An 18,989-nucleotide genomic window follows, 5' to 3' on the forward strand; every position below is an offset into this window, starting at 1 on the left:
TCAATGTGCCTCCGCATGCGCGCCGAGCTTCAGCACATGGTGCAGCACGAACACGATCACCCCGCCCAATACCAGGCCGAACAGGGCGGAAATGCCCGCATAGCTCGCCCAGCCCAGCACGCCGGACAAAGCGCCTGTCGCCTGCTCTACCGCATGCTGCACGCCGTGCGCCCATTCGGCCGGAGCGTGGAGGCCGATCTCCTCAAGCCCGTGCAGGATGATCCCGCCGCCGACCCACAGCATCGCCACAGTGCCAATCGCCGAAAGCGCGACCAGCAGGCGCGGCATGGCGTGGAGCAGCATGCGCCCGACGCGCTTCGCCAGCCCGTTATTGCGTTCGGCAAGGTGCAGCCCGACATCGTCCATCTTCACGATCAGCGCGACCGCGCCATAGACCGCGAAAGTAATCGCGATGCCCACCGCCGCGAGCGCAGCGGCACGGACCCAGAAACTGTCCGAAATCGTCGCAATCTCGTTCAGCGAGATCGCCATGATCTCCGCGGAAAGGATCATGTCGGTGCGGATCGCGCCGTTGATCCGGTCTTTCTCGAACTCGGCCAGATCTTCGATCGGATCCTGCAGCGTCTGCCCGTGCTTGGGCTCGCCAAACTTCTCCAGCACCTTCTCCGCGCCTTCATAGCTCAAATAGCAACCCCCCAGCATCAGCAGGAAGATGATCGCCTGCGGCAGCAGCCAGCTGAGCAACAGCGCACCCGGCAGCAGGATCAGCAGCTTGTTCCTGAGGCTGCCCTTGGTGATGTTCCAGATGATCGGCAGTTCGCGCGCGGGGCTGAGACCGGTGACATAGCCCGGAGTAACCGCGGCATCGTCGATCACGACACCCGCCGCCTTGGTGCCGGCCTTGCCGGCTGCCACGCTCACATCGTCGATCGATGCGGCTGCGGCGCGCGCGATTACCGACACATCGTCAAGCAGGGCCATCAATCCGCCGGGCACCGCGCATCTCCATTGCTGTTCTTAGCCCAGCACTGCCCTTGCCCGCAGCGCCACGCAAGCCCCGCATTGGCCTTGCATTATGCGCCAATCCCGCTATGTGCGCGCATCCCTTGCGCCGGAACACCTGCAATTGGGGTACGAAGAAAGCCGGAGGGGCCCCCACGATCCGCGCGGAACGGCCAGCGATCGGCAGGAAGTGAAAGGACCAAGCACATGCCGCTTTACGAGCATGTATTCTTGGCGCGTCAGGACCTTAGCCAGGCCCAGGTTGACGCGCTCGCGGCGCAAGCCACCGAAATCATCGAATCCAACAGCGGCAAGGTCACCAAGACCGAGACCTGGGGTCTCAAGTCGCTCGCGTACAAGATCGATCGCAATCGCAAGGCGCATTTCGTGCTGCTCAACATCGAAGCCCCCGGCTCGGTGGTCGAAGAGCTCGAACGCCAGACCCGTATCAACGAAGACGTCATCCGCTATATGACGATCCGCGTCGACGAGCACGAAGACGGCCCGTCGGTGATGATGCGCAAGCAGGATCGCGAGCGCAAGCGTCGCACTGACCGTGAGGAGCGTGACTGATGGCCCGCCCGTTTTTCCGCCGCCGCAAGTCGTGCCCGTTCGCAGCCAAGAACGCGCCGCAGATCGACTATAAGGACGTACGTCTGCTGCAGGGCTTCATGTCCGAACGCGGCAAGATCGTACCGTCGCGTATCACCGCAGTTTCGGCCAAGAAGCAGCGCGACCTCGCCAAGGCGATCAAGCGCGCACGCCACATCGGCCTGCTGCCCTACATCGTGAAGTAAGAGGAGAAGAGACATGGATATCATCCTCCTCGAACGTATCGAGAAGCTGGGCACGATCGGCGACGTCGTAACCGTCAAGGACGGCTACGCCCGCAACTTCCTGCTCCCGCAGAAGAAGGCGCTGCGCGCCAACGAAGCGAACAAGAAGGTGTTCGAAGCCAATCGCGAACGTCTCGAAGCCGAAAACGCCGAGAAGCGCGTTGTGGCCGAGAAGCAGGGCGAAAAGGTCGCTGGCGCCGAAGTGGTGCTGATCCGCGCTTCGTCGAACGCCGGCCAGCTTTACGGCTCGGTCAGCGTACGCGACATCGTTACCGGCCTTGCAGACAAGGGCCACACGATCGACAAGAAGCAGGTGATCCTGGGCAGCCCGATCAAGACGATCGGCATGCACGACGTCACCATCGCGCTGCACCCCGAGGTTCACGTGACGGTGAAGGCCAATGTCGCGCGCAGCGACGACGAAGCCGAACTGCAGAGCCAGGGCGTCGACGTGCTCGCGCAGATGTTCGAAGACGAACAGCGCGAGATCGAGGAAGCCGCTGCGGAAACCCGCATCGAGCCGAACCTCGAACCCGGCGAAATCCCGGCCGAACTGCTTGAAGAGCGCAGCGAAGACGAAGCCTGAGGCTCTTCTTCAGGCTAACGCCAGAAACAAGGGGCGCGACCGCAAAGTCGCGCCCTTTCTCGTTCAGCCCTGCTCGCTATTCCGGCTTGCGCCTGAAATCGAGAACCTGCAGCTCCATCGACGTAATCGGGGCACGCTGCACCCTGCCCGCCACTGTGCCGCGCTCGCAAGTCCACTCGAAAGTGCCTTCCATCGCCGAAATCGGGCTGATGGCAGCCGAAGTGTCGCATGAGCCGACGTCGCTCTTGAGCGCGGCGAGGTCCGCCCGGCGATCGGCGATGTCCCGGTCAAGCGCCACATTCACTGCCAGCGGCGCAGACTCAGGCTCGCCGCTTTCCCACGCCGTGCGCGCAAAGCCATAGGCCGTCGCAAGACCGGGCGAGACGGCGATCGCGCGATCCGGAGCGAGCCCGTTGTTGCGCAGCAGGTGCAGCGCCTGCCGCACACCGCCCGAATTGCTGAAATAGGTGCGCGCGTTGAATGAAAACATGCCGATCCCCGCTTCGGGCATGAACTGCATGGTCGAACCATAGCCCGGATAGCCGCCATTGTGCTGCACCACCCGGCCAAGGTCGCAATCGTCGAAAACCACCAGTCCCATGCCATAACCCTGCCCTATCCGGCACGGCGGCCCCAGCTCTGCTGGCCTCATCATGCCCTGCCGCATGGTCACCCATTTGACCATCTCGCGCACCGATGAACGACGCAGCGGCCCCGTTTCGGGAGCGTCAGAAGGCGGCCATGCTGAAAGCAGGAACGCCATCCATTTGGAATAGTCGTTCGCGGTCGTTTCGACCCCGCCCATCGCCCCGAACGCGCCATCGGGCATGTCGGGCTCGCGACGGAACCCGTTGTTTTCCCAGCGATAGCCGATGGCGCGGCTTTCCTTCGGGCTTTGCAGCACGTCATAGCCGGTGCTGGCCATGCCCAGCGGCAGCATGATCTCTTCGCGGATATAGTCCTGATAGCGGCGCCCCGAAACATTGCTCACGATCCGGCCAAGCAGGGCGAAGCCATAGTTCGAATATTCGTAGCGGATGCCGGGCGTGGTCGCGAAGTCCATGCCGCTCGCGATCATCTGGCTGAACGCCTCTTCGGGGAGATATTGCTGGCGGTCACCCCACGGATTGTCCTCCACCAGCCCGCCCGAGTGATGCAACAGGTCGCCAATGGTAATCTCCGGGGCGTCGGCGGTGGGTTTCAGCCAATGCGCCATCTCCGGAACATATTTCACCGCAGGATCGCTCAAGGCGAACTTGCCTTCGTCGCGCAGCTTCAGGATCGCCGCCGCAGTGAACGCCTTCGACATCGAAGCGATGCGGAAACGGGTGTCTGCCGTGATCGGATCGACCGGCGCCGTGCCGATGTCACGATCGCCCATGGACCTGAACAGCACGAGTTCGCCATCCTTGACGATCCCGTAAACCAGCCCCGGAATATGGGCGTCCTGCTTGGCCTGGGCGAAGATCGCATCGATCTGCGGTGCAAGATCGTCGATCGAACCGGCCCGGGCCTTATCTTCCGCATGTGCCGGCGCGAGCCCGGCGCAAGCCAATGCAACCAGTCCCGTAACCGCGATAACCCTGCGTGCCATCCATTCCTCCCTGCTCGATCCAAACCGCAGCTTTGATCGCGCCATGCGCGCCCGTTGGCAAGGACTGCCGCATGCCCTGTCCTTGAATTGTTGCGCGAAATCGTTAGACGCCGCTCATGCAGACCTTTTCCAGAATCATTGAAGAAATTTCCGCGATCTACGACACCGCGGTGGCTACGCTGCGCGAAGACGTGCTCGAATATGCTCGCTCAGGCGCAATTCCGCCAGATCGCAAGCGCAATGACGGCAGCTATGCCTATCCCGAACTGCGGGTCCATTATTCGGGCAAGGGCTCGCCCAGCGATCGCACGCGCGCTTTCGGGCGGCTCGAGGAGCAAGGCGTCTATGCCACCACCATCACCCGCCCGGCGCTGTTCGAAGAATATCTGAAGGAACAGCTTGAGCTGATCACGCGCGACTACGATGTGCGGCTCGAAGTCTCACCGTCGCGCCAGGAAATCCCCTTCCCCTATGTGCTGGACGGTGAAGCGGGCGCGCTGATGGCGGGCATTGCCCCGCAGGAGCTTGCGAAGCATTTCCCCTCGACCGATCTGGCACTGATCGGGGACGAACTGGCCGACGGGAGCGACCTCAGGCCCAACCTTCCCATGCCGCTCTCGCTGTTCGACGGGCTGCGGACCGATTATTCGCTGGCGCGCCTCGCGCACTATACCGGCACACGGCCTGAGGACTTCCAGGACTTCATCCTGTTCACCAACTATCACCGCTATGTCGATGAATTCGTTGACTGGGGGGCACGGCAGGTAGGCAGCGACGGCTATCTCTCGCTGACCGGCGCAGGCGGCCTCGACATCAGCGAACGGACGACTGACGGGCGAGCGCAATTGTCGGACACGGCATGGCGCAAGCACCAGATGCCCGCCTATCACCTCACCCGCGCGGACAAGAGCGGGATCACGCTGGTCAATATCGGCGTGGGCCCTTCGAACGCCAAGACGATCTGCGACCATCTGGCCGTGCTGCGCCCGCATTCATGGCTGATGATCGGCCACTGCGGCGGCTTGCGCTCGACCCAGCGGATCGGCGACTTCGTGCTCGCCCACGCCTATTTGCGCGACGATCATGTGCTCGATGGTGTGTTGCCGCCGGAAATCCCGATCCCGCCGATCGCCGAAGTGCAGCAGGCGCTGGCTGGCGCTGCCGAGGAAGTTTCGGGAACGCAGGGCGCCAATTTGAAACAGCGCATGCGCACCGGCACCGTCGTCACCACTGACGACCGCAATTGGGAATTGCTCTATTCGCTCAGCGCCAAGCGTTTCTCGCAGAGCCGCGCAATCGCGATCGACATGGAAAGCGCGACCATCGCAGCGCAAGGGTATCGCTTCCGCGTCCCTTACGGCACGCTGCTGTGCGTAAGCGACAAGCCGCTCCATGGCGAGATCAAGCTGCCGGGGCAGGCGAACCAGTTCTATGAGGAAGCCATCGCCGCTCACCTCCAGATGGGGATCGTCGCTTGCAGGAAACTGCGCGACGAGGGTGACAGGCTGCATTCGCGCAAGCTGCGCGCCTTTAACGAGCCGCCGTTCAGATGACCGACCACACCTCGCATTCGCGCTCCGTTGCGGGCCGCGTCGCCATCGTCACCGGCGCAGCCAGTGGCATGGGTAAGGCAACCGCCAAGCTTCTTGCCAGCGAAGGCGCGAAAGTGGCGGTGACCGACCTCGACCTTGCCGCCTGCGAAGCGGTGGCGCGCGAATGCGGGCTCAACGCACGGCCTTACGCCCTCGACGTGTCCGATGCCGAAGCGATCAAGCGCGTGGTCGCACAGGTCGCGCAGGATTTCGGCGCGATCGATATCCTCGTCAACAATGCGGGTGTCTCGAGCTTCTGCGCGCTGGATGACGAGGCTTATGAAGACATCTGGCACCGCGCGCTGGCGGTGATGCTGACCGCGCAGCAGCGCATGGTCCGCGCTGCCCTGCCCTGGCTGCGCCAGAGCGACGCCGCGCGCATCGTCAACATCGCCTCGACCGAAGGCCTTGGCGCCACGCCGGGCGACACGCCCTATGTCGCCGCCAAAACGGGGGTGACGGGGCTCACGCGCGGATTGGCGGTCGATCTCGGCCCCGAGGGCATCACCGTCAATTGCATCTGCCCCGGCCCGATCCGCACTGCGATGACCGACAAGGTGCCAGAGGAGCACAAGGCGATCTTCGCCAAGCGCCGCACCGCGCTGAAGCGCTATGGCGAGCCCGAAGAAGTGGCGCACATCACCCTGTCGCTGGTGCTGCCCGCCGCGAGCTATATCACCGGCGCAGTGATCCCTGTCGATGGCGGGTTGATGGCGCGCAACGCGTAGTGGCGGGAATCGGGTGGAACGCGGGCACGGGCGTAAAGTGCCTCAGCCGCGCCGAACCTTGCGGAAACGCCCCAGTTTGTCCCGCCGGTAGTCGAGCCTCTGCGTGGGCTTGTTCAGCCATCGGAAGAAACGCCTGAAAACGGACTGGCCGCCCTGCATGCGATCATTCTGGGCCTGCTCGTCTGCGAAATCGGCACTCAGCCAATACACGAGCGCGCAAATGCCGAGGGCGCCGACAATCGGCACCAGCCCAATCACGATCAGGAATACTGTGAGCATGGCTCGGCCCCCACCTCGATCACATAAGTCTAGCCGATTTGGGGCAAAGCATCAAAACTCGGCAAACGCGGCCAGCCATCACTGCCGGCAAGGCGCACCCTCATACTCGGTGCGATTGAGCTGGTACTCCTTGCCGTTCCAGCGGATGATCGGGAAGCAGAAGCCTGGACCACCAACCTCGATATCGGGCCAACCCTCCACCCCTTTTGTCTCAAGGAACCTGGGAATTCCGATGCGCTCGTCCAGAATGCGCCAGCTACCATCCTTTCGCCGGGAGACGAGAGTGTAGCCATAACCCGTCATCCCGAAACAATAGGATCCGCCCTCGGTTACAAGCGCGTCGACAAGGCCATCGTCGTTGAAATCTCCACGTTCCATGATTGCGCCGGGCATATAGCTCATCGTTCCCGGATCGCCGCACTTGCGCCATGCTCCGTCGGAAAGCTCGAAGCCCGCCGCCTTGAATATTTCGTCATCGGCGACTGTTGCAGCCATCTCGCTCGATTTGCCTTGCGGGCTTTCCTGGGCACAGGCAACTTGCGGGAGCGCAAGCGCGGCGAGGAGCAACTGGGCGAGGCGCATGGGCTTCCTCCAATTTCCTTGTGTGGAAGCCGGAAATTACACCTGAACGACCGGCAAGACAATTCTTGCCCGGCAAGCGCGCCGCCAGCTGCCATTCCGATTTTCCTACAGCGCCGCCTTCTGGCAAAAGCACCACGCTCTTTGCCATCGCTGTATCGTCGCTCAAGCCAGACTTCCGGAAGGATCCGCGAGGAAGGTTTTTCTACCTAAGACACTGTCGCATGTGTCGCAATGGCCGGGCGAAAGCCCCGCAAACTGGCTATCCCTTGCCCTTGGTCTTGGTCTTCCCGGCCCTTGCGTTCTCTTCGATGAACTTGATGATCATCCCGGCCACGTCCTTGCCGGTCGCCACTTCGATCCCTTCGAGGCCGGGCGAGGAGTTGACCTCCATGATCACCGGGCCGTGGTTCGACCGCAGCATGTCTACCCCGCAGACGTTGAGGCCCATCCAGCGCGCCGCGCGCACTGCGGTCGAGCGTTCCTCCGGCGTGATCTTGATCACTTCGGCGCTGCCGCCGCGATGCAGGTTCGAACGGAACTCGTCGGGCGCGCCGCTGCGCTTCATCGCTGCCACCACCTTGCCGCCGACCACCAGCGCGCGAATGTCAGTGCCGCCGGCTTCCTTGATGAACTCCTGCACCAATATGTTCACATTGGCGCCGCGGAAGGCTTCGATCACCGATTTGGCGCTGGACATCGTCTCGGCCAGCACAACGCCGATGCCCTGCGTACCTTCGAGCAGCTTGATCACCACCGGCGGGCCTTTCACCGCCCGGATGATCTCCTCCGCCTGCTTGGGATCGTTGGCATAGGCTGTGAGCGGAAGCCCGATGCCATGCTTGGCCAGGATCTGCATCGAGCGCAGCTTGTCGCGGCTGCGCCCGATCGCCACGCTTTCGTTGAGCGGCCACACCCCGCCCATCTCGAACTGGCGCAGCACCGCCAGCCCGTAATGCGTGATCGAAGCGCCGATACGCGGAATGACCGCGTCGTAACGCGCCAGCGTCTCGCCATTATAGGTCACCGTGGGGCGATGGCTGGCGATGTTCACCGTGCAGCGCAAAGTGTTGAGCACATCGATAGTATGGCCGCGTGCTTCCGCCGCCTCGACCAGCCGCTTGTGCGAATAGAGCCCGGGATTGCGGGCCAGCATGGCGATCTTCATCTGTCTATCCTTGGCTCTTCAACAGCTTGCGCTCTTGCCGGGTAGATTGGAGATAGGACCGGCCCGGATCGACCAGGAAGCGGCTCTTCAGCGCCGTCCGGCCGATCAGGATCGGGAATTTCATGTCGGACCGGTCAGCCAGGCTGAACTCGGCCCGGAAAGCATATTCGCCCAGCACCAGCCGCGTCCGGATGATGAAGCGATCCTGCGCTTCGCCGTTCGAACTGGTGATGATGCGCCGGTCGGCCCTTGGCACTTCGCAGGTTACCGCCTCGTTACGGCCCTGCCCCAGATCGAGCAGGAAGCGGACCCAGCGCTGTCCGTCGCGGTCGAACCGCTCGATATCGGTCGCATGGAGCGAGGATGTGCGCGCGCCGGTGTCGATCTTGGCCGGGATGCGCACGGAAGCGAGGTCGGGCAAGCCGACCATTTCCCGCCAACCGACCAGTGCCGGAGGTGCCTTGGCTGTCGCCACTCAGCGTGCGCCCAGAATGGCCATGCCGTCGCCACCCTCGCCAGTCGAAAGCCGGCGCAGCACCTTGCCGCTGGCAAAATCGACTTCGGCGACGGTGTCGGTGCCGGTTTCGGCGGCGTAGATGCGCTTGCCGTCATCCGACCAGATGATCGTGACTTGCTGGCGAGTTTGGGCCTCTGCAGCGCCGGATACGGCGATTCTGCGGACAAGCGTGGCGGTCCGCGTGTCAATCACCGTCAGTCCGCCATCCTCGAGATCGCCGGTCACCGCGAAATCGCCCTGCGGGCGCACTGCGATGCGCAGCGGGAAGCGACCGGTCGCAACCTCGTGGCGAACTTCCATCGTTACGGGATCGAGCGCGAAAGCCTTGTCGGACTCGCGCGCGGAAACCCACAGGGTCGATCCATCTGGCGCGAGGGAAATCCCTTCGGGTTCTTCGCCGACGGTCACCGAGATCGGCGCACGGCGGGTGAGCAGGTCAACGCGCGTGACCGTCTTCGAACCGAGGTCAGTGGTCCAGGCTGTGCGTCCGTCAGGAGCGACCGCAAGCATGTGGCTGCCCCGCTTGCCGGTTCCGAACTCGAAAGTCTCGCCCTTGCCCAGCGGATCGCGGATCCAGAAGACCGACTGCCGCCCCTCGGCGGTCGAATAGAGGTCGCCATTGGCATGCCACACGATCCCGTGCGGGCGGGCATTCTCGCCCAGATCTATGCTGGCGACCCGGCCAAGGTCGGAAGTGCGGAATATGTCGACCGTCGTGCCGCCATAGCAGGCAAGCGCGACATGCAGGCCATCGGACGAGGTCGCCAGTTCATGCGGGTTGGCGCAGCTTTCGACGCGCTTGGTCTCTGCGCCGCTGGCAAGGTCGATCAGCGACAGCGAATTGCCGCGCTTGTTGGCAACGAACAATGTGCCATGCGTGGCGCTTGCGCCCCTCGCCGCACCATTGGTCCCGCCATTCGTGGACGCGCAGGCGGACAGCGCAAGGGTTGCACAGGCAATGCCGATCATTCGCTTCACGCATTCTCTCCCGGTCGTATCGCGTCGGTATTTGCGCCGCCTTACTGCAAGCTTGGCCACGCGCCAAAGGGCTTTCGCCAGAGAGCAATATAATTTCATCTGAAACCGGAACAGATCATGCGAAGCTTCGCTTCCGCAACAAGCGAAGAGCTCCATTGACGACCAAGATGAAAATTCTGGCGGTTCGGGCTTACCGACACGCGTACCGATAGGGTTCGGCAAAGGGCCGCTCTTCGCGCTGTGTCAACGACCGCAAAGACGCCCCCGCCGCAGCGCTTGCGGCGGGGGTTTTCTATTGGCGCGGGCGCTTACCAGCCCTTCGGCTTGCCCTTGTTCTGCTTGTCGAGCCACTTCATCAGCGGCGCGAAATATTCCATCATCGCCTTGCCGCTGATCTGCCGCTCGCCGGTGAAGGCTTCGAGGGCATCAGGCCAGGGCTTGGACGCGCCCATTTCGAGCATGGCATTGAGGTTCTTGCCGACTTCCTCATTGCCGTAGAAGCTGCAACGGTGGAGCGGGCCCTTCCAGCCCGCCTGGTCGCAGGCCGCTTTGTAGAACTGGAACTGCAGGATCCGCGCGAGGAAATAGCGCGTGTAGGGAACATTGCCCGGCACGTGATATTTCGCGCCCGGATCGAAGGCATCCGGGCCGCGCTCGACCGGGGGCACGATCCCCTGGTAGTCGCGGCGCAGCTTGGTCCAAGCTTCGTTATAGTCGCCCGGCTGCACAGAGCCGTCGAACAGGCTCCAGCGATAGCGGTCCACCAGCAGGCCGAACGGCAGGAAGGCTACCTTGTCCATCGCCTGGCGGAGGAGCAGGCCGATATCCTTGTCGGCGCTCGGCACGTCGCTCTTGTCGAGCATTCCGATCTGCACGAGGTATTCGGGCGTGATCGAGAGCGCGATCATGTCGCCGATCGCTTCGTGGAAGCCGTCATTCGCACCGTTGAGGTAGAGGTAGTCCTGCTTGTTATAGGCGCGCTGGTAGTAATTGTGGCCAAGCTCGTGGTGGATGGTGATGAAGTCATCTGCCTTGGGCTTGATGCACATCTTGATCCGCAGGTCCTCGACATTGTCGATGTCCCAAGCGCTGGCGTGGCAGATGACTTCGCGGTCGCGCGGTTTCACGAACTGGCTGCGCTCCCAGAAGGTTTCCGGCAGCGGAGCAAAGCCGAGCGAGGAGAAGAACTGTTCGCCCACGCGCACCATGTCGGTTTCGCTCAGGCCCTTCTTCTCGATCAAATCGGTCAGGTCATAGCCGATATCGCCCGCACCTTCAGGCGCCACGAGCGGGTAGATATTGCCCCATTCCTGCGCCCACATATTGCCCAACAGGTCGGCGCGGATCGGGCCCTTGGCGGGCTGGACCGCCTCGCCATACTTCTCGTTCAGCTTCGAACGGACATAGGTGTGCAGCGCCACGTAAAGCGGCTTCACTTCCTGCCACATCCGCTCGGTCTCGGCGGCGAACTGGTCAGGGTCCATGTCGTAGTTCGAACGCCACATCGCGCCCAGATCTGCAAAGCCGAGGTCCTTCGCGCCGTCATTGGCGATCGAGATCATGCGGGTGTAGTCATCGCGCATCGGCGCACCGACATTGTCGTGCCAGCTGGCCCACATCTCGGCCAGCTCGGCCGGAGTGCGGTCGAGATTGCCCATTTCGGCTTCGATGTCGGAGCCGTTGATTTCCTGGCTGTTGAGCGTGCCGCGGCCCTTGCCGTACATCGAGCCCAGCTTGGTGGCGATTTCGTTCAGTTCGGTCGCCGCGCCTTCACGCACCGGGGCGGGCATGACGATGCCGTTGCGCAGGATGTCGAGCTTGCGCGCAACTTCCGGATCGAGCCCTTCGACGCGGGCATAGCGCGCCGCTTCATTGGCATAGGCAACCGACTTTTCGGTGGCGATCGCGCCGTATTTGGCTGCCAGCGTATCGCTGTCATGGTTGATGTAGGTCGCGTTGATCCACGACACATGGCCGAACTCGACCGAGAAGCCGAACAGGTCCTTTTCGACCATTGCGATCCATGCAGCCGCGCCTTCGGGCGTCAGCGGATAGGCATCGGCAGCGGCAGCCGGCGGCGCTGTGCCCGCATCGTCTGCCAGAACGGGAGTGGTGGTGGCAGCCAGCGAAATCGCCAGCGCCGAAAGCGCGACCTTCGAAAATGTCATGGATGCGTCCCTAGAATGTCAGCAAGAATTTTTGCAGCGAAGCGACTGGCTGCGTGGCAGCGGTTAATCAAGCGGTGCTGAGAGATTTTCGACGAACAGCGATCGAAGGCGGATCAACCGAGCAGGAACTCCGCGATCGCCTCGCCCAGTTCGGGCTTGGTGGCAGAGATCAGGTGATTGCCCGGCGTCTCGACATAGGTCGCGTTGGGCAGCAAATCCGCGAGATCGCGTGCCGAGCCATTGTCGCGGTCTTCATCACCGCACACCACCAATGTCGGCATGGCCACATTGGCAAGCAAGTCGAGCGAAAGGTCGGGCATTGTGTCGAGCAGCATCCGAGCTGCAACCCGGTCGACGCCCTGCGATTTGAGAAACTGGCGCGAGTAATAGGCTGGATCGCCCGGCCCGATCGTATCGAACTCGTCGATCACGCGGCGGAAATGGCTCGCGCGCTTCTGCCACTCGCCTAGGCCGGCAGTGCCCATCCCCCCGACAATGAGGCGCTGAGGCGCAAGCACGCCTTTCGCCACAGCATGGAGCGAAGTGCGCGCACCCAGCGAAAATCCGCCCAGGTCGTATTCTTCGAGACCCAAATGCTCGACCAGCGCCACGACATCGCGCACCAGCACGTTGGTCGGGTATTTCGCCGGATCGGTCGGGCTCTCGCTTTGGCCATGCACACGGAAATCGAGCATGATCGCTTCGAATCCCGCATCGGCGATCCGACGGGCGTGGCCCCATTTGATCCAGTTCATCTCAGCGCTGGAAAACAGGCCGTGGAGCAGCACGACCGGGCGGCCCTCGCCGCAGCGATGCACCGCCAGCCGCGTACCGTCGAAGCTGGCGAAGAACTCGGTCCTGACCTCGCTCACCGTTCGGCCAGCCCCTTCTGCTCCATGCGCCATTTGGCCATTTCGATCCGGTCTTGCCCGAAGAACGGCTCTCCTTCGAAGACGAGCGTAGGGACGCCCCAATGGCCTGCAGCGGTGAGCGCGTCCTGGTTGGCGGCGATTTCGGCATCCAGCGCGTCGGCCTCGGCGGCCACTTCGGCATCCAGTTCCGCCAGGTCAAGCCCGGCTCGGCTGACCGCCTCCGCGAGCTGCTCACCTTCATGCCAATCGTCAACTGCGCCTGACCAGATGACCTTCGAAACCTCGTCGGCAAATGCAAGGCCCTTGCCTCGCTTCTGCGCGGCCTGACCCATCCGCGTCAGCCGATGAATGTAAGGCTGATCTTCCGACACCTTGCGCGTCATCATGTCCTGCACAACCGGATCAGGTCGCGGCCAACGATAGGGAATGCCAAGCATTTGCGCCGAACGCGCCGCATCAATGAAGATGTAGCGTCCTTGCAGCGCATTGGTGAACAATATGTCCGGGTCGCGAATCGCAATCGGATAGACCGGCCTCAGTGCGATATCGACCGTGTGCGTTTCCGCGAGTTCCCGATATCGTCCGATGGCCAGGTAGCTGTAGGGCGAACGGAAGCTGAAATAGAGATCTGCGAGGAGTGCCATGCAGCCAAGCTAGTCGCGATTTCTCCGGACCGCCAGAGCTTGGTTGCATATACTAAGCTTGCTTATTATATGCTCACGTATGATTCCCGAGCTAGGTTACCGAATGTCCGACAACTCGCGCCTTTTGCGACGACTCTTCGACGAGCGCGTGCGCGACCTTGGCCTGACCGCGGCGCAGGCCCGCTTGCTCCTGTCGCTCGACCTTTTCCCCGACCAGAACCAAGGCTTCCATGCCGACCGGCTGGAAATCGAGCCGATCACCCTCACCCGCATCGCCGACCGCATGGAAGAGGCAGGCTGGCTCGAACGACGCAGCGATCCGGCCGACCGTCGTGCGCGCATCCTCCACCTGACCGGCAAGAGCCGTGACATCGTCGACAAGCTACAATCGACGGTCGAGCATTTGTTCGAGGATACCTTGCGCGGATTGAGCGCGACCGAACGCGATAATTTGGGCAAACTGCTCGACCGGATCGGCGACAACCTGGCGCGCGCACGAGAGCAGGAGCCGGTCCATGGCTGATGTCGACGCCCAGTTCGAGACCTCGGCTGGCACCGAGCCGCCCGCCGCGAACGAAGTGAACGCGCGCCCGGGCCGCAACTGGCGGCGGCTTGCGCTGATGCTCTCGGTTCCGTTGCTGCTGCTCGTCGGCGCGGGAATCTACTGGATCGGCCTGATCGGCAAGGTTTCGACCGACAATGCCTATGTCCAGGCGGATAAGGTCTCCGTCAGCGCCGAAGTCGGTGGCCGAATAGTCGAGACTTACGTCAAGGAAGGCGATGTGGTGACAGCGGGGCAATTGCTGTTCCGGATCGATCCCGAGCCCTACCAGCTGGCGCTTGACGAAGCACAGGCCGACCTTGCGCTTGCACAAGCCAATGTGATTGCGCTGTCCAACTCCAGCGATTTCGCCGGGGTCGATATTTCGGCAGCGCGCGAGGACATCGCCTTTGCCCAATCGCGGTTTGAGCGTGTCAGCGCCCTGCGCGACAGGGGCTTCAGCACCAAGGCCGATTTCGAAGCCGCCGAACATGCCGTCACGCAGGCACGCGAAGGGCTGCGCCAGGCAGAAGCGAAACAGCGCGAAGCCCGCGCCAAGCTTGCCACCGCGCCCGCAGTGCCCGGCGAAAACCCGCAGGTTGCCCGCGCCCGCGCCCGGATTGCCGACGCCGAGCTGGCGCTGCGCCGCACTGAAGTGCGTGCACCTGCCGCCGGCCAGATTGCACAGGCCGATCGCCTGCTCGTCGGCCAACAGGTGGTCGCAAACCTGCCTGTCGTTACGCTGGTCAAATCCGACGCCAGCTATGTCGAGGCCAATTTCAAGGAAACCGACCTAACCGACATGCACGAAGGCCAGCGCGCCAAGATCACGCTTGATGCCTATCCGGGCGTCGAACTTCGGGGCAAAGTCACTTCGATCGGCGCGGGCACCGGGTCCGAATTCTCGGTCCTGCCAGCGCAGAATGCCACCGGCAATTGGGTCAAGGTAACCCAGCGCGTGCCGGTGAAGATCGAGATCGAAGGAAAAAGCCCACGGCGGCTGATCGCGGGGCTTTCCGCCGACGTCACGGTCTATACTGCCGACCGCGACGAATAGGCATGGCAAGCGCGGCACAGCCGGCTGGAGGTGCAACCGGCCACCTGCATGAGAGCGACGAACCGCACCTGCACGCCGACAATTACTGGCTACTGATTGTCGGGATCATGGCGGCCTCGCTGCTGCAAATCCTCGACACGACCATCGCCAATGTCGCCATCCCGCACATGCAGGCCTCGCTTGGCGCGACAATCGACAGCGTCACCTGGGTGCTGACGAGTTACATCATCGCTTCGGCAGTGGCACTGCCAATCACCGGCTGGCTGGCCGATCGGATCGGCGCCCGGAGACTGTTCATCGGCTCGGTTGCAGGCTTTATCTTCACATCGATGCTGTGCGGCATGGCGCAGAATCTCGAAGAAATGGTCATCTTCCGCGCGATGCAGGGGGTGGCAGGGGCGTTCATAGCTCCGCTCAGCCAGGCCTTCATGCTCGATATCTCGCGCCCCAGTAAGCAGGCCCAGGTGATGGCAATCTGGAGCATGGGGATCATGATCGGCCCGATCCTCGGCCCGATCCTGGGCGGGTGGCTGACCGAGAGCGCCAACTGGAGGTGGGTGTTCTATGTCAATTTGCCTATCGGGATCCTCTCGATCGCCGCGCTGATAGCCTACCTCCCCCAGCCGGAGCAGCGACGCCGGCCGTTCGACCTGACGGGCTTCATACTCTTGGCGATCGCTCTGTCAGGGCTTCAGCTGATGCTTGACCGTGGCGGTCATCTCGACTGGTTCGAGTCGACCGAAATCTGGATCTACGCGCTGCTAGCGCTCTGTGCCGGATGGATGGTGGTGATCCACCTTGCCACCACAAAGCATCCCATGTTCGACGTCGCTCTGTTCCGCGACCGGAATTTCTTCTTCGCGCTGCTGTTCATGCTTGTGATCGGCGTGGTGATGTTCGCCACCATGGCGCTGCTTCCGCCGATGCTTCAGAATCTCTTCGGCTACGGCGTGATCGATACCGGCATTGTATTGATGCCGCGCGGCATAGGAATCCTGCTCAGTATGCAGGTTTCGAGCTGGTTGATGCGCCAGGGTTGGGATGCCCGGCCCGTGGTCGCGACAGGCTTCCTGATTTGCGGCTTGTCACTTTGGCAAATGGCGCACTGGTCGCTCGCGGTTGACCAGTTCCACATCATCGCGACCGGCCTGACCCAAGGCCTTGGCATGGGCCTGGTATTCATCCCGCTTCAGGTGAGCGCCTTCGCCACGCTCGCGCCGCGCCTGCGCACCGAAGGGTCGAGCCTGCTCAACCTGTTCCGGTCGCTTGGGGCCTCGGTTGGCATTGCCCTCATGACCGTGCTGCTGGGCAGTAACATCCAGACAAGCCACAGCGTCCTTGCCGGGCATATCACCGCGGCGACGGGCAGCGTGATCGACGTCTCGACCATCGACCGGTTCCAGGCGCTGGGCGAAATGGCGCTGCGCATCATGGATGCCGAAGTGAACCGGCAGGCTGCGATGATCGCTTATATCAACGATTTCTGGCTGATGATGTGGATCACAATTGCCGCAGCGCCGCTCGCCTTCTTCATGCGCAGCAATCCGCACATGCCGAGCAAGCTTCCTCCACCCAGCGAATAGGCTAGATTAGCCCTTCTTGAGGTGCCGACGACCGAGCAATTCGGCGATCTGGACCGCATTGAGCGCCGCGCCCTTCCTGAGGTTGTCAGACACGCACCACAGGTTGAGCCCGTTCTCCACGGTCGGATCGTCACGCACGCGGCTGATATAGGTCGCGCCATCGCCCACGCATTCGATCGGGGTGATGTAGCCACCGTCCTCGCGCTTATCGACCAGCATCACGCCCGGCGCTTCACGCAGGATCTCCTGCGCTTCGGCTGCTGAAAGTTCCTTTTCGAACTCGATGGATACCGCTTCGGAATGGCCGACGAAAACCGGCACGCGAACGCAAGTAGCGGTGAGCTTGATCTTCGGATCGAGGATCTTCTTGGTCTCGACCGTCATCTTCCATTCTTCCTTGGTATAGCCATCGTCGAGGAAGACATCGATATGCGGGATCAGGTTGAAGGCGATCTGCTTGGTGAACTTCTTCGCTTCCACCGGATCGCCGACGAAGATCGCGCGGCTCTGTTCGAACAGCTCGTCCATCCCGGCCTTGCCCGCGCCCGAAACCGACTGATAGGTCGATACGACCACGCGCTTGATCGTCGCGGCATCGTGGAGCGGCTTCAACGCCACCACCAGCTGCGCGGTCGAGCAGTTGGGATTGGCGATGATGTTCTTCTTCGAATAGCCGTCGATCGCATCCGGGTTCACCTCGGGCACGATCAACGGCACGTCGGGATCCATCCGCCAGTTCGAGCTGTTGTCGATCACCACGCAACCCTGCGCCGCAGCCTTGGGCGCATATTCCTTGGCCGGGCCGCCGCCTGCAGAGAACAGCGCGATATCGTAGCCGGTGAAGTCGAAATGTTCGATGTTCTTGCATTTGAGCATGCGGCCTGTGTCACCGAATTCCACTTCGGTCCCGGTGGAGCGCGACGAAGCGACCGCTGCGACTTCGTCACAGGGGAACTCGCGCTCGGCAAGGATCTGCATCATCTCGCGACCGACATTTCCGGTCGCGCCGACAACGGCAACACGATAGCCCATCAAACCAGCCTTTCTCACGGCGTCGGGGACGCCTCGGAGCCGGCCAGTTAGCCGCCCTGAGCCTTCAGCGCAACGTCATACGAAGCCGGCAAGGTAGAGCACCAGCATCACGGCTCCGCCAAGCGAACCGGCAAGCCCAACTATCGCAATCCAGCGGTCGCCAGCGCGGCAGTGGATCGCCAGCCCGTTCACCAGGGCGAATACCATGAGAAATACGAAACTCGCGGACTCAACGAGGCCCGAAATGGTCCCGAACAGAACAAAGATCGCCGCCACGCCCGAGATCACCAGCGTGCCAAACCAAGGGACGTCGCGCTCTCCGCGCCGGGCGAAAAGTTCAGGCAATTCCCCGTCTCGCGCAGCGCTTTCGGCAAGGCGCGCGGTCGCAAACACCGTGGCGTTGATCGCAGAGCTCGCAGAGAAAGTCGCGGCAATCGACACGGCGATGAAACCGAACGTGCCGAGCGCATCGCGGCCGGCAATTGCGAGTGCGATCTCCTCCTGCTCGACGATGGACTTTGCGCCCGCCAGCATCGTCGCCCCAAGCGCCACCAGCACATAGGTAGCCATGGTCACAAGGATGGCGGCAGGCATCGCAATATGGATCGTACGCGGTGCGTCGCGCATTTCCTCATAATCGTAACTCAGCAGCTGGAAGCCCTCATAAGCCATGAAGACCACGCCCATGCCGACCAATGCCGCACCCAGGCCCAGCGGCTGAGCGGTGTCGAGCACGAGCCTCTCCGGCGCCCAATGCCACAGGCCAAGCCCGGCAAGCCCCAACAGGATGACCAGCTTGCCCCACACTGCGACCTCTTCGAGCAAGGTAGCCTGCACCGCGCCTAGTAAATTGACCCCGGCCAGAACCACGATTGCCGCAATCGCCGCGAACAATGCCACCCATTGCGGCGCGCCGAAGGCATTGGCGGCATAGGCTCCGAAGGTCACGGCATAGACCGATACAGTCAGCGTATATCCGGCGATGAGTATCCACACGACCGCCAGTGCCAGCCGGTTCCAGCCGAGATAGCGCAGATAGGCATAGGAGCCGCCCGATTTGCCGATCTTTCGCGTCATGGCCGAATAGCTGTGACCCGAAGCAAGCGCGACGATCCCGCCGAGCAGGAAGCTCAACCAGGCCCATTCGCCCGCAACCGCGATCACCACTCCCAGCGTCGAGAAAATCCCGCCGCCGATCATACCCCCGACCGCCATGGCCCAGGCGCCTGCCGGGCCAAGTGCATGTCGATGTTCGTGGCTCTTTTGGCTCAT

General features: G+C 62.6%; 20 protein-coding genes. 8 read left to right on the forward strand and 12 right to left on the reverse strand.

The features are described from left to right. The gene (locus ACUJ47_RS04460) at positions 1–957 is read right to left on the reverse strand and encodes a DUF808 domain-containing protein (RefSeq protein WP_445537240.1); all 957 of its coding nucleotides are present in this window, start codon (positions 955–957) and stop codon (positions 1–3) included. 213 nt (positions 958–1,170) lie between these two features. Between ACUJ47_RS04460 and rpsF the strand changes: the two genes are divergently transcribed. The 3 genes from rpsF to rplI are packed head-to-tail and all read left to right on the forward strand — an operon-like array spanning position 1,171 to position 2,385. Continuing rightward, positions 1,171–1,536 carry a 30S ribosomal protein S6 gene (gene rpsF, locus ACUJ47_RS04465; protein ID WP_354143334.1) on the forward strand — a complete coding sequence of 122 codons (366 nt, stop codon included), beginning with the start codon at positions 1,171–1,173 and terminating at the stop codon, positions 1,534–1,536. Then, positions 1,536–1,760: a 30S ribosomal protein S18 gene (gene rpsR / locus ACUJ47_RS04470; RefSeq protein WP_445537241.1), complete on the forward strand. Its 225-nt coding sequence runs from the start codon at positions 1,536–1,538 to the stop codon at positions 1,758–1,760. Before rpsF ends, rpsR begins: the two co-directional genes overlap by 1 nt. A gap of 13 nt (positions 1,761–1,773) precedes the next feature. After that, positions 1,774–2,385, forward strand: coding sequence for a 50S ribosomal protein L9 (gene rplI / locus ACUJ47_RS04475; RefSeq protein WP_445537242.1), 612 nt, complete (start codon positions 1,774–1,776; stop codon positions 2,383–2,385). Between the two features lie 76 nt (positions 2,386–2,461). Here the strand turns inward: rplI and ACUJ47_RS04480 are convergent, their stop codons facing one another. Continuing rightward, positions 2,462–3,979: a serine hydrolase domain-containing protein gene (locus ACUJ47_RS04480; RefSeq protein WP_445537243.1), complete on the reverse strand. Its 1,518-nt coding sequence runs from the start codon at positions 3,977–3,979 to the stop codon at positions 2,462–2,464. A 116-nt stretch (positions 3,980–4,095) separates the two neighbouring features. On the opposite strand from ACUJ47_RS04480, the gene ACUJ47_RS04485 reads away from it, so the two are divergent. Next, entirely contained in the window at positions 4,096–5,532 is a 1,437-nt protein-coding gene (locus ACUJ47_RS04485) for an AMP nucleosidase (protein WP_445537244.1), read from the forward strand. Beyond that, positions 5,529–6,299, forward strand: a complete 771-nt coding sequence (locus ACUJ47_RS04490; RefSeq protein ID WP_445537245.1) for an SDR family NAD(P)-dependent oxidoreductase — start codon at positions 5,529–5,531, stop codon at positions 6,297–6,299. The genes ACUJ47_RS04485 and ACUJ47_RS04490 overlap by 4 nt, the downstream gene beginning before the upstream one ends. A 42-nt stretch (positions 6,300–6,341) precedes the next feature. Here the strand turns inward: ACUJ47_RS04490 and ACUJ47_RS04495 are convergent, their stop codons facing one another. The 8 genes from ACUJ47_RS04495 to ACUJ47_RS04530 all read right to left on the reverse strand — a co-directional run bounded on the left by ACUJ47_RS04495 (position 6,342) and on the right by ACUJ47_RS04530 (position 13,504). Beyond that, positions 6,342–6,578: a hypothetical protein gene (locus ACUJ47_RS04495; protein WP_445537246.1), complete on the reverse strand. Its 237-nt coding sequence runs from the start codon at positions 6,576–6,578 to the stop codon at positions 6,342–6,344. Positions 6,579–6,656: 78 nt separating this feature from the next. Next, a complete protein-coding gene (locus tag ACUJ47_RS04500) occupies positions 6,657–7,160 on the reverse strand; it encodes a hypothetical protein (protein ID WP_445537247.1) in 504 nt (167 codons plus the stop codon). Positions 7,161–7,419: 259 nt separating this feature from the next. Further along, on the reverse strand, positions 7,420–8,325 hold the full coding sequence (gene rimK, locus ACUJ47_RS04505; RefSeq protein ID WP_445537248.1) for a 30S ribosomal protein S6--L-glutamate ligase: 906 nt from the start codon (positions 8,323–8,325) through the stop codon (positions 7,420–7,422). A gap of 4 nt (positions 8,326–8,329) precedes the next feature. After that, positions 8,330–8,800 (reverse strand): ATP-dependent zinc protease family protein, encoded by a 471-nt coding sequence (locus ACUJ47_RS04510; RefSeq protein WP_445537249.1) that lies wholly within the window; start codon positions 8,798–8,800, stop codon positions 8,330–8,332. Further along, entirely contained in the window at positions 8,801–9,811 is a 1,011-nt protein-coding gene (locus tag ACUJ47_RS04515; protein WP_445538858.1) for a YncE family protein, read from the reverse strand. A gap of 317 nt (positions 9,812–10,128) precedes the next feature. Beyond that, positions 10,129–11,988, reverse strand: coding sequence for a M2 family metallopeptidase (locus ACUJ47_RS04520; protein ID WP_445537250.1), 1,860 nt, complete (start codon positions 11,986–11,988; stop codon positions 10,129–10,131). Positions 11,989–12,101: 113 nt separating this feature from the next. After that, a complete protein-coding gene (locus tag ACUJ47_RS04525; RefSeq protein ID WP_445537251.1) occupies positions 12,102–12,893 on the reverse strand; it encodes an alpha/beta fold hydrolase in 792 nt (263 codons plus the stop codon). After that, positions 12,857–13,504 carry a 2-hydroxychromene-2-carboxylate isomerase gene (locus tag ACUJ47_RS04530; RefSeq protein WP_445537252.1) on the reverse strand — a complete coding sequence of 216 codons (648 nt, stop codon included), beginning with the start codon at positions 13,502–13,504 and terminating at the stop codon, positions 12,857–12,859. Before ACUJ47_RS04530 ends, ACUJ47_RS04525 begins: the two co-directional genes overlap by 37 nt. Before the next feature lie 103 nt (positions 13,505–13,607). On the opposite strand from ACUJ47_RS04530, the gene ACUJ47_RS04535 reads away from it, so the two are divergent. The 3 genes from ACUJ47_RS04535 to ACUJ47_RS04545 are packed head-to-tail and all read left to right on the forward strand — an operon-like array spanning position 13,608 to position 16,685. After that, a complete protein-coding gene (locus ACUJ47_RS04535) occupies positions 13,608–14,027 on the forward strand; it encodes a MarR family winged helix-turn-helix transcriptional regulator (RefSeq protein WP_445537253.1) in 420 nt (139 codons plus the stop codon). Further along, on the forward strand, positions 14,020–15,102 hold the full coding sequence (locus ACUJ47_RS04540; protein WP_445537254.1) for an HlyD family secretion protein: 1,083 nt from the start codon (positions 14,020–14,022) through the stop codon (positions 15,100–15,102). The genes ACUJ47_RS04535 and ACUJ47_RS04540 overlap by 8 nt, the downstream gene beginning before the upstream one ends. Positions 15,103–15,104: 2 nt before the next feature. After that, complete coding sequence (locus tag ACUJ47_RS04545; protein WP_445537255.1) at positions 15,105–16,685, forward strand: DHA2 family efflux MFS transporter permease subunit; 1,581 nt, start codon at positions 15,105–15,107, stop codon at positions 16,683–16,685. Positions 16,686–16,691: 6 nt separating this feature from the next. Here the strand turns inward: ACUJ47_RS04545 and ACUJ47_RS04550 are convergent, their stop codons facing one another. Continuing rightward, entirely contained in the window at positions 16,692–17,717 is a 1,026-nt protein-coding gene (locus ACUJ47_RS04550; RefSeq protein WP_445537256.1) for an aspartate-semialdehyde dehydrogenase, read from the reverse strand. Between the two features lie 75 nt (positions 17,718–17,792). After that, positions 17,793–18,989: an APC family permease gene (locus tag ACUJ47_RS04555; RefSeq protein WP_445537257.1), complete on the reverse strand. Its 1,197-nt coding sequence runs from the start codon at positions 18,987–18,989 to the stop codon at positions 17,793–17,795.

It is taken from the genome of Altererythrobacter sp. Z27, from assembly GCF_052683155.1.